This window comes from Legionella maceachernii (assembly GCF_900167045.1).
GTDB classification, from domain to species: domain Bacteria; phylum Pseudomonadota; class Gammaproteobacteria; order Legionellales; family Legionellaceae; genus Tatlockia; species Tatlockia maceachernii.
Genome location: NZ_FUXJ01000005.1, coordinates 224,649 through 240,683 on the forward strand (window position 1 = coordinate 224,649; position 16,035 = coordinate 240,683).

Genomic DNA, 16,035 nt, shown 5'->3' on the forward strand with positions numbered 1-16,035 from the left:
GGAATGAGAAAAATCACTTAACGTCTCTTTGCTTCTCTCCTGTATAAAGCTGTCGAGGACGGCCAATTTTAGATTTACCGGCGACCATTTCCATCCAGTGGGACATCCACCCTACAGTTCGAGCTAAGGCAAAGATAACGGTGTACATGTTTGTAGGAATACCAATTGCACTTAAAGTAATGCCAGAATAAAAATCGACGTTAGGATAAAGTTTTTTCTCTACAAAATACTCATCTTCTAAAGCAATTCGTTCAAGTTCCATTGCTAATTTAAAGAGAGGCGCATCATGTGCACCTACTGCGTTTAAGACATCATGACACGTTTTACGCATCACTTTTGCACGAGGGTCATAGCTCTTGTACACTCGGTGGCCAAAGCCCATTAAACGAAACGGGTCATCTTTATCTTTAGCGCGTTTAATGTAGTGATTGATGTGTTTCACATCACCAATTTCTTTAAGCATATTAAGGCAAGCTTCATTGGCACCACCATGAGCAGGGCCCCACAGCGCGCCAATTCCTGCTGAAATGCATGCAAAAGGATTAGCGCCAGTCGAACCAGCTAAACGAACAGTAGAAGTTGAGGCATTTTGTTCATGGTCAGCATGCAAGGTAAAAATAGTGTCCATGGCGTTAACAATCACAGGATTTGGTGTGATTTCTTCAGAAGGTACACCAAACATCATATGCAGAAAATTTTCTGCGTATGACATTTTATTTTGTGGATACATGTAGGGCTGGCCAATTGAGTACTTATAGCTCATTGCAGCAAGCGTAGGCATTTTGGCAATCAAGCGAATAGCTGAAATGTAGCGATCCTGCTGGTTGCTTAAATCCATGGATTCGTGATAGAAGGCGGATAGAGCGCCCACAATACCAACCATAATTGCCATGGGATGGGCATCGCGACGAAAGCCATTTAAAAAATTATACATCTGCTGATGTACCATCGTATGGTTATTAATTAAACTAACAAACTCTTTCTTTTCTTTTTCACTAGGTAACTCACCATTAAGGAGCAGATAGCTGACATCCAAAAAATCCTTTTTTTCAGCCAATTGCTCAATGGGGTAACCTCTGTAAAGCAATATACCTTTATCACCATCGATAAAAGTGATTTTAGATTCGCAAGACGCAGTTGAGACAAAACCCGGATCGTAGGTGAACATGCCATTTTCACCCAATTTGTTTATATCGATAACATCATTACCAAGCGTCGGGCTATAAATGGGTAATTCGATTGGGTCATGGCCGTCTATTGTTAGTCGTGCAATTTTTTTTGTCATCGCGTCTCCTCTAATCATGGGCTTGACAGCCTTTTCGCTTGCATTCAATGGGCAGAACTATATTAAAATGCCTTCTTACAGTCAATTTATCTCTACCTCAGAAACTCATGTCAACTTAGGTAATTATGATCCAGTTTAGCGACTTTTAATAGGAATAAGAAAAATAAAATTGACTCAGGGTGATTTCATTAAAGCTTAATTTTGAAATAAGTGGGTAGAGCTTTAGCCCAACAGCTTTAGAACATCATGTCTTGTGAGCAATTTCCTACTGTTGGGCTAAGGTCGAACTTACAAATTAGCTATACTGAGGCTATCAACGTGATTCTATTAAAAGCCCCATTGTGGTATAATTTAAGATTAATTTTAATTATAAACATTGCATGAGGATCCCTCCTAACTATGGTTTATTTAGCCAAAGAAGTCATACCCGTCAATATTGAAGACGAACTAAAACAATCTTATTTAGATTACGCGATGAGCGTTATTGTTGGCCGGGCATTACCTGATGTGCGGGACGGTTTAAAGCCGGTGCATCGACGCGTCCTTTTTGCGATGAGTGAATTGGGTAATGATTGGAATAAACCTTATAAAAAATCGGCCCGTGTGGTGGGGGATGTGATTGGTAAATATCATCCACACGGTGATACCGCTGTGTACGACACCATCGTACGGATGGCTCAGCCTTTTTCAATGCGTTATATGCTGGTGGATGGGCAGGGTAACTTTGGTTCTGTGGATGGCGACCTCGCTGCAGCCATGCGGTATACCGAAATCAGAATGTCCAAGGTGGCACACGCTTTACTTGCGGATTTAGATAAAGAAACGGTTGATTTTAGCCCTAACTATGATGAGACTGAATTTGCTCCAGTTGTATTACCTTCCCGTATTCCCAATTTGTTAGTTAATGGTTCTTCAGGTATTGCCGTAGGAATGGCAACGAATATCCCGCCGCATAATATGACAGAAGTGATTGATGCATGTATTGCTTTAGTCGCTAATCCTGATTTGTCAGTGGATGAGTTAATGGCTTATATTCCAGGGCCTGATTTTCCAACCGCGGCAATTATTAACGGAAAAGCGGGAATTGTGCAGGCTTATCGTACTGGGCGAGGTCGTATTTTAGTTCGTGCTAGAACTGAAATTGAAACAGATAGCCACTCAGGACGCCAAGCCATTATTATTACGGAACTCCCTTACCAAGTGAATAAAGCGCGCCTTGTTGAAAAAATAGCTGATCTTGTGCGCGAAAAACGCATAGAAGGCATTTCTGGATTACGGGACGAGTCAGATAAGCAAGGAATGAGAGTTGTCATCGAGCTTAAGCGAGGTGAAGTCGCCGAGGTTATCCTCAATAATCTCTATACTCATACCCAGATGCAAAATGTATTTGGCATCAATATGGTCGCTCTAGTAGATGGTCAACCACGCACGCTTAATTTGAAAGAGGTGCTTGACTATTTTATTAAGCACCGACGTGAAGTAGTCACTCGACGTACTATTTACGAGTTAAAGAAAGCCCGTAATCGTGCTCACTTGTTAGAAGGTCTTGGTGTTGCGCTAGCGAATATTGATGAGATGATCGATCTCATTAAAAAATCGCCTACTCCACAAGAGGCTAAAGAAGCCCTCTTAGCGCGTTTATGGCAGCCTGGTTTAGTCAAAAACATGCTGAAGAATGCAGGAAGCAATGCTTGTCGCCCAGATGATTTATCCAGTGAATACGGATTAACCGAAGCAGGGTACCGGCTATCACCTGAGCAGGCACAAGCGATTCTTGAGTTGAGACTCCATCGCTTAACCGCTCTGGAGCAGGATAAAATCATTTCGGAATTCGAAGAATTGTTGGGCGTGATTAAAGAGTTGCTTGATATTCTCGCTTCACCCGAACGATTGATGCAGGTCATTCGAGATGAATTACTTGAAGTCAGAGCGCAATTTGGTGATGCACGCCGCACGGAGATAAGTGCTTCACAAGAAGATTTAACCATTGAAGATTTAATTACCGAGGAAGATGTTGTAGTTACCTTATCGCATCAAGGTTACGTAAAATATCAACCCCTGTCTTCTTATCAAGCTCAGCGCCGTGGTGGGAAGGGTAAATCGGCTACTAATGTCAAAGACGAGGATTTTGTTGAACGATTAATTATTGCTAATACGCATGACACGTTGCTGTGTTTCTCCAATTTTGGCAAGTTATATTGGCTCAAAGCGTATCAACTTCCTTTAGCAAGTCGAATTTCCCGAGGCAAACCGATCGTGAATATTCTTCCACTTGCTGAAAATGAAGCTATCAATGCAATGTTACCTGTTCGAGAATATCAAGAGGGTTATTTTGTCTTTATGGCTACAAAACATGGTACAGTGAAAAAAGTGCCGCTTGAAGCATTTAGTCGTCCGCGCTCTAGTGGAATCATTGCCGTTGATCTCAATGAAGATGATCGTTTGGTTGGCGTAGACATTACGGATGGCTCAAAAGATATTATGCTTTTCACTGATGCAGGTAAAGTCATTCGTTTCAGTGAAAGTCTTGTACGCCCCATGGGAAGAACAGCAAGAGGGGTGCGTGGTATTCGCTTGAGTGATGGGCAATCAGTGATTTCTCTTGTAGTTGCTAAATCAGAGGGCGCTATTTTGACTGCAACCGAAAATGGTTATGGTAAACGTACTGATATTGAAGAATACCGGGTATCAGGACGCGGTGGCCAAGGGGTTATTTCTATTCAAGTCAATGAGCGTAATGGAAAAGTGGTTCGTGCACTCCAAGTAGACGACAATGATGAAGCCATGCTTATTACCGACAGGGGAACTTTAGTCCGCTTTAAAGTCGATGAAATATCCATTATTGGTCGTAATACCCAAGGTGTTCGTCTCATTAATGTCACTCAGGGTGAGTACGTTGTTGGTATGCAACGCATAGAAGAAATCAGTGACTCTCACGACGAAAACGATGATGAGATAGAAGAAGATAACGATGAGTAGAAGTTATAATTTTGGCGCAGGCCCTGCTATGTTGCCTGAGTCAATTTTAAAAGACGTACAAGAGGAGCTGTTGGATTGGCGTGGTCTTGGCATGTCAGTGATGGAAATTGGCCATCGAACGCCTGAGTTTACTGCCTTGATGGAGCAGACTGAAAATGAATTGAGAGCGCTATTAAAGGTACCTCAAAGTTATCACGTGCTTTTTTTAAGTGGGGCGGCGCGTACACAGTTTGGTATGATCCCATCGAATTTTCTAGCTTCAGGTGAATTTGCTGGGTATCTAATTACTGGGCTTTGGTCTCAAATGGCTTATCAAGAAGCTTGTCGATTAAAGGAAGCTTATTGTGTGGCAACGGGTGAAGCAAGTGGATTCACAGCGATTCCTGCTGTAAAAGAGTGGCAGCTTCGAGACAATATACGGTATTTGTATTTCACCTCAAATGAAACAGTCAATGGGGTACGATTTCCAGAAACGCCCAAAATAAACGGCGTGCCGCTTATTTCAGACATGACGTCTTCTTTGTTAAGTGAGCCTATCAATATCGAAGATTACAGTTTAATTTTTGCAGGAGCACAAAAAAACATCGCTATTGCGGGGTTAACTCTTGTTATTGTGAGTGATGATTTTCTAAATACAATCAAAAATGCGCCTATTCCAACCATGTTTGACTACCGGACCTATAGCGCCACAAAATCAACTTACGCAACACCTCCCACTTTCAGCTGTTATTTAGCTCATAAAATGTTTCAATGGATTAAAAAACAGGGAGGGGTGAATGCGCTTTATAAAATCAATTGTCAAAAAGCGGCAAAACTCTATGGATATATTGAAGCATCTCCTTTTTATAGTTGCAAGGTAGCCAAAGAAGCACGCTCCCTGGTTAATGTCTGCTTTGCACTCAATAATCCAAAGTTAGAACAGGCATTCCTTGATGGTGCTAAAACGCGTGGTTTATTGGCTTTAAAAGGACATCGTGCGGTGGGAGGCTTAAGAGCAAGTATGTACAATTCAATGCCTATGGAGGGTGTTGATTGCCTAATCGAATACATGGATGATTTTGCTAAGGAATATGAATAATGCTCGATTTTGTAAGCAGTCCTGTCAAAGGCATTCGAGGAGAAATTTCGGTACCTGGAGATAAATCGATATCACATCGATCGATTATTTTTGCTGCAATTGCTAAGGGCACAACCACCGTCAATGGCTTTTTAGAGGGTGAAGATTGCCTCGCAACGCTGCGCGCTTTTCAAGGCATGGGGGTAAAAATTGAAGGACCTACCAATCAGCGAGTTGTCATCCATGGTGTGGGTAAATATGGTTTAAAAAAACCGAAAGGCGTCATCGATTGCGGTAATTCAGGTACTAGTATGCGCCTACTTGCGGGACTGCTTGCAGCTCAACCCTTTGACAGTGAATTAAATGGGGATGAAAGTTTGCAGAAACGTCCAATGGAGCGAGTTAGTCGTCCTTTAATGCAAATGGGTGCTGAAATCACCACCACCGAAGGGCGTCCACCTCTGCATATTCGAGGGGGGCACGTTTTGCACGGTATTACTTATGAAATGCCAGAAGCAAGCGCACAAGTCAAATCTTGTTTATTACTTGCGGGCATGTACGCTCAGGGCGAAACGAGAGTAATAGAGCCTGGTCTTACTCGTGATCATACTGAAAGAATGTTAACGACGTTTTCCTATCCCATTCAAAAATCAGAAGACGCGATTATAATTAATTCCGAAAGTGAATGTCTGAGTACCGATATCACTGTCCCGGGGGATCTTTCATCTGCCGCTTTTTTTATTGTGGCTGCGACGCTTATACCAGGCTCGGAGCTTTTGATTCGAAATGTGGGTATTAATCCCACGCGAACCGGCATCATTCAAATTTTAACCCGTATGGGAGCAAACATTAGCCTTAATAACAAACGCCTTTGCGGAGAAGAATTGGTTGCTGATCTTGTTGTTAAATCCGCATCGCTTGAAGGTATTGACATTCCAACTGCACTTGTTCCTTTGGCGATAGATGAGTTTCCAGTTATTTTCATTGCGGCGGCTTGTGCCAAAGGGCAGACACTTTTACACGGTGCGAGAGAGTTACGCTGCAAGGAAAGTGATCGTATTGGGGCAATGGTGGAAGGCTTACAACAATTAGGGATTGAGTCTCAAGCCTTTGAAGACGGTTTATATATTAATGGTGGAAAATTACAAGGTGGCGAAGTAAACAGTTATCACGATCACCGTATTGCTATGGCTTTCGCTATCGCAGGCGCAGTGGCTAAAGGTCCTGTCACCATCAAAGATTGTGTGAATGTCGCAACCTCATTTCCAACATTTGTCGATACAGCCAATACGATCAAATTGGCGATAAAGGAAATACACGATGAAGTCTGATAGAAGTGCGCCAGTAATTACAATTGATGGTCCTAGCGGAACTGGAAAAGGAACAATCTGTCATATGCTTGCTAATCATTTAGACTGGCATGTGCTAGATAGTGGCAGTTTGTACCGTGTTCTTGCGTTTGCGGCAAGGGTTAAAGAAATCGATTTTAACAATATTCCGGCTATGGTGGAGCTCGCTCATGGCCTAAATTTACGTTTTGATACCAATCCGCATCATAAAAATCAAGTTATTTTGGATGGTAAAGATGTTTTTGATGAGTTGAGAACAGAGCAATGTGGTCAAGACGCATCCAAAATTGCAGTTGTTCCTGAAATAAGAGAGGCTCTACTTACACGTCAGCGCGCTTTTGCAAAACCGCCTGGATTAGTAACGGATGGTCGAGATATGGGCACAGTGGTTTTTCCTGAGGCACTTATTAAGGTTTATTTATATGCTACACCGGAAGAAAGAGCATCCCGTCGATATTTTCAGTTGAAAGAAAAAGGAATTGATGTTAGCCTCGCCGAAGTTGTTGATGAACTGGCTAAACGTGACGCAAGAGACACTAAACGGCTACATGCGCCATTAAAACCTGCAGAGGATGCGGTTCTGATTGACACAACTGGATTAACTGTTGTACAGGTGTTCGATTATGTATTAAAATTAGTGGATGAACACTTGTTTCGTAGTTAATAAGGATTGGTAATCAATTCGCTAAAACAAGCTTCATAGCATTAATGCTGAAGATACTGTTTTAAACGGTATCTCAAAGCAGCTAGTGCGTGAAGCTATTTGCTATAGTAAAACTGATCAACAATCTTTTAACTGCTTTACCGGATTAAGGTAGGGCTTATTGGGGGGAAAAATAAGTTGGATCTTGTTTTTCCATAATTTTACTAAAGAGTTTATTAAAATGTCTGAAAGTTTCAAAGAATTATTTGAGCAAAGTATCGCTGGCGCACAGTTCTATCCTGGTGCAATTATTACCGCAAAAGTAATCGGGATAGATGAAGATTATGTTACCTTAAATGCAGGCTTAAAGTCTGAAGGCATCGTCGCTGTTGAAGAGTTTCAGGACAAAAACGGCGAATTAGAAGTCCATGTGGGTGACATGGTTGAGGTTGCTCTCGACTCAGTAGAAGACGGTTATGGTGAAACATTGCTGTCCAGAGAAAAAGCCAAGCGTCAGGAAGCATGGCGTAAATTATCTAAGTGCCATGAGAATAACGATACAGTCACAGGTTTGATTTCCGGTAAAGTCAAAGGCGGCTTCACTGTTGAAATTGGCTCTATACGCGCCTTCTTACCTGGTTCTTTAGTAGACGTCAGACCAGTACGTGATCCCTCTTACCTAGAAGGTAAAGAGCTTGAATTTAAAGTCATTAAAATGGATTTGAAGCGAAACAACATTGTTGTTTCACGACGTGCAGTAGTTGAAGAAGAAAGTAGTGCTGATCGACAAGCTTTACTTGAATCCCTACATGATGGACAAGTACTTCACGGGATTGTTAAAAACCTTACTGACTACGGTGCATTCATTGATTTAGGCGGTATAGACGGGCTGCTCCATATCACTGATATTTCTTGGAAACGTGTTAAACACCCAAGTGAAGTATTAACAGTTGGTCAAGATGTAAAAGTGAAAGTATTAAGCTTTGATAGCGAACGCAATCGTGTTTCATTAGGTATGAAACAACTCGGTAATGACCCGTGGGTGGATTTAGTCGAGCGTTACCCAGTCGGCAAAAAACTTCAAGGTAAAGTCACCAATATTACTGATTATGGTTGCTTTGTTGAAATTGAGGAAGGTGTAGAAGGATTGGTTCACATGTCTGAAATGGATTGGACCAACAAAAACGTACATCCAAGCAAGGTAGTATCCATGGGTGATGTGGTAGACGTGATGGTTCTTGAAATCGATGAAGAACGTCGCCGTATCTCTCTTGGTATGAAACAATGCGTGGGCAATCCTTGGCATCAATTTGCCCAGTCTCACAATAAAGGCCAAAAAGTTCGCGGCAAAATTCGTTCTATCACTGATTTCGGAATTTTCATTGGTCTAGATGGTGACATCGACGGTTTGGTTCACTTGTCTGACATCTCCTGGAATGTTCCTGGTGAAGAAGCAGTTAAGCAGTTTAAGAAAGGCCAAGAATTGGAAGCGGTTATTCTCGCCATTGATCCAGAGCGTGAACGCATTTCTTTAGGCTTGAAGCAACTTGAAGGGGATGCATTTACAAGCTATGTAGAAGAACATGCAAAAGGTTCTGTAGTGAAAGGTAAAGTGACTGCAGTGGATGCTAAAACAGTTACTGTTGAACTGGCTGCTGAGGTTACTGGTACAATCCGCGCGGCTGAGCTTTCTGAAGAGCGTGTTGATGACGCATCAACTCTCTTTAAGGAAGGTGATGAAGTGGAAGCGAAAATTGTCAATGTTGATAAGAAAAATCGCACAATATCACTTTCCATTAAAGCGAAAGATGCTCAAGATCAGGCTGAGGCGATTAAAAAATACTCACGAAGTGGGGAAGTGGCTTCCACAACCTTGGGTGATTTGTTAAAAGAAAAAATGGCAAGTAAAGAGGGTGAATAACCACTTTAGCCAAAATGAAAGCGTAGGAAACTACGCTTTTTTTTTGGTAACTATTCCACCACGTTCACTGAAAAGCCCTATTTGACCCAACCAATCTCCATTCAAATTTGACTTTTCTGCAGAGACACCCGTAGGTGGTACTTACTTTTTGTGAGGTGAATAATGCGCCTATTTATGATGTTAATTTATTTAATACTAATCGTACTGGGTGTAAGCTTTGCTGCCTTGAATGCTTCTTCGGTGCAAGTTAATTTTTATTTTAAGACTGTTAGCATGCCTGTTTCTGTGCTAATGACCATCATGCTTGGTGTCGGGCTTCTTTTAGGTTTTTTATTTTTCCTGTATCGCTACTGGCGGCTCAAGGTAGATTATTTAAAAATCAGAAATCAGTTGAGAATGACTGAAAAAGAAATTAAAAACCTGAGATCAATACCCTTAAAAAATCAACATTAACAGAATTGACCTATAAGGATTGAAAATTTATTATCTGTGGATCGATGGGAGCAAATTCTACAAGGCATAAAAAGTAGATTGGGCCTTAGCCCAACTTATTTTTTAATCCCGAAGAATCGCAGGAATATTAAAGATTGGAGAGCTTTAATGATTGATTTATGGCCATTACTGTTACCTGCTGCCGCCTGGTCTGGTTGGTGGGTAGCTAGCCGTAACTACTCAGATAAACAGAAAAAGTTTGACAATCGTTTATCTCGTGAATATGTCGTTGGCCTAAATTATCTTCTCAATGAGCAACCTGATAAGGCAGTCGACGTATTTATAAAGTTGTTAGAAGTTGACAGCGATACGGTTGAGACTCATCTCGCACTTGGCTCATTATTTCGTCGTCGCGGCGAAGTGGATCGTGCAATAAGAGTTCATCAAAATTTGATCGCAAGACCCCAATTAAGTTTAGGTGAACGAAAAGAAGCCTTAATGGCGTTGGGGCAAGATTACATGAGTGCGGGGGTATTTGATCGAGCAGAGCGTATCTTTTTAGAAGTGGTTGAACTTGGAGGAAGCCGCGAAATCTGCAGCCTACAAGGTTTGCTTGCGATTTATCAACAAGAAAAGGCCTGGGAAAAAGCATTGGATGTGTTGAAAAAACTAGAGTTATCAGCAGGACAAAGTATGCATACGCAAGCGGCCCATTACTACTGCGAAATTGCCAGCCATGCTTTAAAAAATAATGCAATCGATAAAGCACAGCATGCGACTAAACAAGCACTGCAAATTGATAAAATGTCAGTCCGTGCTAGCCTTATGCAAGCAACATTGGACATTCAACATGAGCGATATAAACAAGCTATTCGCTCATTAAAACGAGTTCCTCAGCAAGACCCTGAATTTCTTAGTGAAATTATAGAGCCTTTAGTGCACTGTTATCGCCAGCTCGATGCAATGGATGAGTGTGTGGAATATTTGCAACAAACTTTAACTGAGCATCCCAGGGCATCAACCATTTTCGTGATTGCTGAGTTTTTACGACGCGAAAAAAACATGGATATTGCCATTGATTTCGTGTCTGAAAAATTGAGTACCCATCCCTCAATCAGAGGTTTAAATCGTTTAATTTTTTGGCATCTTGAAACCGCTCACGGCAAAGTGAAAGAAAAATTGCAAATGTTGTATGACATCACTAGCAAGTTCTTGGATAATAAACCCATCTATCGCTGTGGACATTGTGGTTTTGGGGGTAAACATTTGCATTGGCATTGCCCAAGTTGTAAACAGTGGGGTAGAATGAAGCCCGTTCATGGATTGGAAGGGGACTAGATTACTGGTATTAAGTTGAGCAATGTATGGGATTAAAAGTAGGTTGCGCCTTTAGCTCAACCTACTTTTATTGTTTAACTTAATGGCAGGGGGACTAGGTTTCCTAGGGTGGCTATTTACTATGGCTAAGCCTTTATTCGTAATATTGAGAAAATTATGCAATTTATTGATCTTAAAAAACAATATAAATTAATTGAAAATGATATTTTACGCAGCATCCAAACCGTATTGGATCATGGTCAATACATAATGGGGCCTGAAATAAGTAAACTTGAGCGCCAATTGGCTGAGTTCTTGGGTGTAAAGCATGTTATCGCTAATTCAAGTGGAACTGACGCGTTGCTAATGGCTCTGTTAGCGCTGGATATTCAACCAGGCGATGAAGTTATCACAAGTCCTTTTAGTTTTTTTGCTTCAGCTGAAGTGATTGCGCTGTGCCAGGCTAAGCCTGTTTTTGTCGACATTGATCCTGTAACGTATAATATCGATGCAACAAAAATTGAAGCGGCAATATCTCCTAGAACAAAGGCGATCATGCCTGTTAGTCTTTATGGGCAATGTGCAGACATGAAGTCCATTAATCAAATTGCCAAAAAATATGGGCTGCCGGTTATTGAAGATGCAGCTCAAAGTTTTGGAGCCACTTACCACGGAGGGTATTCAGGAGCTTTGTCCACAATAGGTTGTACTAGTTTTTTCCCTTCTAAACCTTTAGGCGGGTACGGGGATTCTGGCGCTTGTTTCACTGATGATGATGTTTTGGCTGAAAAATTGTTTGAAATTCGTAACCACGGACAAAATACACGCTATTGTCATAGCCGTATAGGAATTAATGGCCGTATGGATACGATTCAAGCGGCTATTTTACTTGAGAAGCTAAAATTGTTTCCTGATGAAATGATCATGCGCCAACGGGTCGCGCAGCGCTATGAGGAGCTCCTTTCTCCTCTTGTAAAAACCCCAACAATTATGCCAGGTAATGTCAGTGCCTACGCGCAGTACACCATTGAAGTACCCAATCGTGAACATTTTCAAAAGAACATGCAGGCGTTAGGTATTCCCACTGCGACTCATTATCCTGTCGCGATGCATCAACAACAGGCGCTCAAGTACATTGGTTACCAACTCGGGGACTTTCCTTGTGCAGAAAAAGCAAGCAAGCACGTAGTGAGTTTACCAATGCATCCATATTTGACCTTGGAAGATCAACAAGCGATTGCTAATGCCGTGCAAAAATCACTTTCTGACGAGTTAGTGGGGGCTTAGGTGAGCTTAAAGCTTATTGTTGCGCTTGATTTTGATCATCAAAATCAAGCGCTTGCTTTAGTTGAAAAATTAAATCCTGACCAATGCGCACTCAAAGTCGGTAGCGAAATGTTTACTTTGTTCGGTGCCAATTTTGTGCGCAATTTAATCAAGAAGGGATTTAAGGTTTTTCTTGATTTAAAGTTTCATGATATTCCCAATACGGTAGCTCAGGCCTGTAAGGCGTGCGCTGATTTAGATGTTTGGATGATTAATGTTCACGCCTCAGGCGGTTTAAAAATGATGCAAGCAGCAAAAAAGGCACTCGAATCGTATGGGAGTAATCGACCATTACTAATCGCTGTAACTGTTTTAACCAGTTTAGGGATGGATGATCTACCGGCAATCGGATTACCTTTTTCTGTAGAAGAGCAAGTGAATCGACTAGCAAAATTGGCTCATGATGCAGAGCTTGATGGGGTAGTATGTTCTGCGCATGAGGTACCTATGATTAAAAAATTGTGTGATCAAACTTTTCTTACGGTCACACCTGGTATTCGATTTTCGGGGGATAAACTGGATGATCAAAACCGTGTGATGACCCCTCTGCAAGCCCTACAGCTAGGCAGTGATTTTTTAGTGGTTGGGCGCTCTATCACAGCAGCTCCAGAACCTGAAAAAGTTGTACAAGATTTGCTGTTAAGTTTGCACTAATTCATCAGTGGACAAAATAATGAAAAGGAATGATCAACAATGCCAACCCACCCTGTCAGAGGATTTGACTCAGTATTACCTACAAACTATGGGAATAGAGCGTTGGCTGAGGCGTCAAACGAAACACTCCTCTGAAAATCATCTTGCAACACTCGCCCAAGAAGTGGCTGTTTGTAACCGTTGTCCTTTGTATAAGACGCGCACGCAAACTGTTTTTTCTCGAGGTAATCCAAAGGCGAAACTGATGATTATTGGTGAAGCACCAGGGTTTTATGAGGATCAACAAGGTTTGCCCTTTGTCGGTAAAGCGGGTGGTTTATTAAATCAGATGTTACAAAGTATAGGCATGAGTGAATCGGATGTTTATATCGCTAATGTGTTGAAATGTAGACCGCCAAATAATCGTGATCCTGCGTTAGAGGAAATTGAGCAATGCAGTCCCTACTTGGCTCAACAAATCGATTTCATTGCGCCTGATTTAATCTTGGCGTTAGGGCGTTTCGCGGGTCAGTTTCTGCTAAAGAAGCAACTTCCATTAAATAAACTTCGTAAGACAATTCATCGATATAACGATATTCCTTTTATGGTAAGTTACCATCCTGCTTACTTATTGCGTAACCCAATTGATAAAAAGAAAGCTTATGATGATTTGACCACCGTAAAAAAATTGTTAATGGTAGAACATGGTTAGGAACAGTGGCCTCACTCTTGTTGAGTTACTCACCACTTTAATGATCATGAGTATTGTATTTACTTTTTGTTTGCCATTAGGCTTTTCAAATAATGAGAAAAATCAATTACAAGTACTTGAACATGAAATAAGTACTGCTATTCGATACACGAGAAATAAAGCGCTTTTGCATCATTTGCCTCTTATTCTCACGCCTCTGCCCAATTCAGTGGACTGGTCGGAAGGAATGATACTGTTTGTGGATAATAAGAATCATCATTATACTGAACGAGATACAATGATTCACCAATGGAATTGGTTGAAAAAGGGCATTAGGGTGAGTTGGAAGGGTTTTTATTCTAAAAATTATTTATTGTTTGCCTCCGACATAAATCGTTTAGCCAGTAGCGGTCATTTTACTCTGCAAGACAGTAAAGGGGAAAGTGTAAAATTAGTTATCAACCGTTTAGGACGAATGAGCAGGCAAACTCAATAAATTGGGAAATTAATATGTTGAAACTTTTTGCAGTTTTACTGGGTGGGCGTGCAGAAGGGTGCAATACCGAGCTGCACGATGTGGTTTTTGTGGTAGGACATTCTTTGGAGGAGACTTATCCTAAACTTGTGAAAAAATGGTTTGGTGTTCCCAAACGACTGCACATTGATGCAGTGATTGAATTAAAATACATCGATGGCCACGAAATCATTGTTAGCCAGCATAAACCGGATGCTTCAATTAATCATAAAAAACTCTTCTTTGTGAATTTTGGTGGTTACAAGCCCGGTTACTTCGGTGAATTACATGAAATTAAATTTTATGTCGAACCCACCAAAACGGCAGCGCTTATCAGGGCAAAGCAAGACCTTGGCCTATCTTTAAACGAACCTCATTGTGATGACAATCTTCCCATCGATGACCTGATGGCTATAGAGACTACCGATGAATATTTTATTCATTTGCATCCCAGCCCATTACCTTGCGAGCTTAAAATTGAAGCAGGTTATACACGTCTTGATGTGCCTGAAATTGTTGAGAAAGCAAAAAACAAAACCCCAGTAACTACCTGAATAGCAATTCTTATTCTAGACTGTAGTTATGTATTTCCTATTATGGATGGAGCCTATTTAGGAATCAGCTATGAAAACAATGCATTATATTCGATTTGCTTGCGCAATATCCCTTGTAATTTCTTCACTTGCTTATGACTATACTGACAGGGATGTGCTCAGTTGGGCACAGCAAACGCTAATGGAAACATTATCAGCCAGCTATAATGATAAGCCTGCTGATAATGAAGCTATACAGAAAAAATACTATTCGGCAGCCTGGGACCAGATGGTTAATTTTTTTCATGAAAAACTCGATTTGATTCGTTCACAACAGCTTACCTTGCATCCAAGACCGTTGACTAATCCAGTAATAGTCGCTTCCGGTCAGCTAGCGGGTTTCCAAAGTTGGAGAGTTGACCAAATTTTTAATATCCCGGAATTACGAGCAAACATTCGGTTTTCTGTTTTGGTTATTAATGCAAAACCTGATGAAGATCCGCCGTTTCTAATTGAAAGCCTCAACATGCAAGTAGAGAATTACTGAGCTTTATCACAAGAGCAATCATAATAGGCCGAAATAGGTTTTGTATAAATTTAAGAAGGTGGAGTCTTTCTCCATTTCTTGTATTTTCTGATTGATGCGTTGAATTAAAAGGGTATTTTCAGGTAAAGCGATAATCGTTAAGCCTTCGCTTAAGACATTGGCGGGTCCTAAAGTAATTAGCTGTCCGTTACTATTACGTTGCCAATAAATGGCTGCTGATTTATGGATATAAGCGGCTGCAATATCGCCCTGGTTTAAAGCAGTAATCAAATCTTCTATGTCATCAAACTGTTTAACTTCAAATAATCCATTAAAATTAGTGATTAAAAAGCGATAAAACTCATCGGCACTGTCTTGTTCTCCTCTAATCACACCGACGCTTTTTCCGTTTAAATCTTGGATTGTCTGTATACTGCCATTATTTGAAATTAAGAATTGTCCTTTGCTCACGAGGTAAGGCAGGCTAAAGATATACTTGGATGAACTATTTTGGGAAATTGAAATGACTCCTATGGCAATATCAATTTGCTTTTTATCCAATGCCAGGAATAATCGATTAGAATCCATGGGAATAAACTCGCATTTTTCTTGTAATCGTCGACAAATAGTTTGCATGAAATCAATATTAAATCCATCACCGCTCGAGCTGACAAAGGGTGGATAGAAAAGAAGCGTGCCTACTCGGATATTGGCATACAAAGAAGAAAGATTTAGGAAAAAGCAAAAAAACAACACGAACAAGCGAATACTAAGTTTCATTTGCAGTTGGATCCTTTTTCAAAAAGCTTCCTGTTGTTAATTGTAGACG

At 41.0% G+C, this 16,035-nt stretch carries 15 protein-coding genes; 13 read left to right on the plus strand and 2 right to left on the minus strand.

Annotated elements, in window-relative coordinates:
• Positions 1-13 precede the first annotated feature (13 nt).
• On the minus strand, positions 14-1,285 hold the full coding sequence (gltA, locus tag B5D33_RS05525) for a citrate synthase (protein ID WP_058451323.1): 1,272 nt from the start codon (positions 1,283-1,285) through the stop codon (positions 14-16).
• 399 nt (positions 1,286-1,684) lie between these two features.
• Here gltA and gyrA point away from each other — a divergent pair, with 399 nt between their 5' ends.
• The 13 genes from gyrA to B5D33_RS05590 all read left to right on the plus strand — a co-directional run bounded on the left by gyrA (position 1,685) and on the right by B5D33_RS05590 (position 15,227).
• Complete coding sequence (gene gyrA / locus B5D33_RS05530; protein ID WP_058451322.1) at positions 1,685-4,264, plus strand: DNA gyrase subunit A; 2,580 nt, start codon at positions 1,685-1,687, stop codon at positions 4,262-4,264.
• Positions 4,257-5,342 (plus strand): 3-phosphoserine/phosphohydroxythreonine transaminase, encoded by a 1,086-nt coding sequence (gene serC / locus B5D33_RS05535; RefSeq protein WP_058451321.1) that lies wholly within the window; start codon positions 4,257-4,259, stop codon positions 5,340-5,342. The genes gyrA and serC overlap by 8 nt, the downstream gene beginning before the upstream one ends.
• The gene (gene aroA, locus B5D33_RS05540; protein ID WP_058451320.1) at positions 5,342-6,652 is read left to right on the plus strand and encodes a 3-phosphoshikimate 1-carboxyvinyltransferase; all 1,311 of its coding nucleotides are present in this window, start codon (positions 5,342-5,344) and stop codon (positions 6,650-6,652) included. The genes serC and aroA overlap by 1 nt, the downstream gene beginning before the upstream one ends.
• Positions 6,642-7,334 carry a (d)CMP kinase gene (gene cmk / locus B5D33_RS05545; protein ID WP_058451319.1) on the plus strand — a complete coding sequence of 231 codons (693 nt, stop codon included), beginning with the start codon at positions 6,642-6,644 and terminating at the stop codon, positions 7,332-7,334. The genes aroA and cmk overlap by 11 nt, the downstream gene beginning before the upstream one ends.
• 220 nt (positions 7,335-7,554) lie before the next feature.
• Positions 7,555-9,234, plus strand: coding sequence for a 30S ribosomal protein S1 (gene rpsA / locus B5D33_RS05550; protein WP_058451318.1), 1,680 nt, complete (start codon positions 7,555-7,557; stop codon positions 9,232-9,234).
• Positions 9,235-9,408: 174 nt separating this feature from the next.
• A complete protein-coding gene (locus B5D33_RS05555; protein WP_234802466.1) occupies positions 9,409-9,687 on the plus strand; it encodes a lipopolysaccharide assembly protein LapA domain-containing protein in 279 nt (92 codons plus the stop codon).
• A gap of 147 nt (positions 9,688-9,834) precedes the next feature.
• Positions 9,835-11,004: a lipopolysaccharide assembly protein LapB gene (gene lapB, locus B5D33_RS05560; protein ID WP_058451338.1), complete on the plus strand. Its 1,170-nt coding sequence runs from the start codon at positions 9,835-9,837 to the stop codon at positions 11,002-11,004.
• Between the two features lie 156 nt (positions 11,005-11,160).
• Entirely contained in the window at positions 11,161-12,270 is a 1,110-nt protein-coding gene (locus B5D33_RS05565; RefSeq protein ID WP_058451316.1) for a DegT/DnrJ/EryC1/StrS family aminotransferase, read from the plus strand.
• The gene (gene pyrF / locus B5D33_RS05570; protein WP_058451315.1) at positions 12,271-12,963 is read left to right on the plus strand and encodes an orotidine-5'-phosphate decarboxylase; all 693 of its coding nucleotides are present in this window, start codon (positions 12,271-12,273) and stop codon (positions 12,961-12,963) included.
• A 52-nt stretch (positions 12,964-13,015) separates the two neighbouring features.
• Positions 13,016-13,654, plus strand: a complete 639-nt coding sequence (locus tag B5D33_RS05575; protein ID WP_058451337.1) for a uracil-DNA glycosylase — start codon at positions 13,016-13,018, stop codon at positions 13,652-13,654.
• Positions 13,647-14,129 (plus strand): GspH/FimT family protein, encoded by a 483-nt coding sequence (locus B5D33_RS05580; RefSeq protein ID WP_058451314.1) that lies wholly within the window; start codon positions 13,647-13,649, stop codon positions 14,127-14,129. The genes B5D33_RS05575 and B5D33_RS05580 overlap by 8 nt, the downstream gene beginning before the upstream one ends.
• Before the next feature lie 14 nt (positions 14,130-14,143).
• Entirely contained in the window at positions 14,144-14,701 is a 558-nt protein-coding gene (locus B5D33_RS05585; protein ID WP_058451313.1) for a DUF1543 domain-containing protein, read from the plus strand.
• 70 nt (positions 14,702-14,771) lie between these two features.
• The gene (locus B5D33_RS05590; protein WP_058451312.1) at positions 14,772-15,227 is read left to right on the plus strand and encodes a hypothetical protein; all 456 of its coding nucleotides are present in this window, start codon (positions 14,772-14,774) and stop codon (positions 15,225-15,227) included.
• An 18-nt stretch (positions 15,228-15,245) separates the two neighbouring features.
• Here B5D33_RS05590 and B5D33_RS05595 read toward each other — a convergent pair whose 3' ends face one another.
• Positions 15,246-15,986 carry a transporter substrate-binding domain-containing protein gene (locus B5D33_RS05595; RefSeq protein WP_058451311.1) on the minus strand — a complete coding sequence of 247 codons (741 nt, stop codon included), beginning with the start codon at positions 15,984-15,986 and terminating at the stop codon, positions 15,246-15,248.
• Positions 15,987-16,035 lie beyond the last annotated feature (49 nt).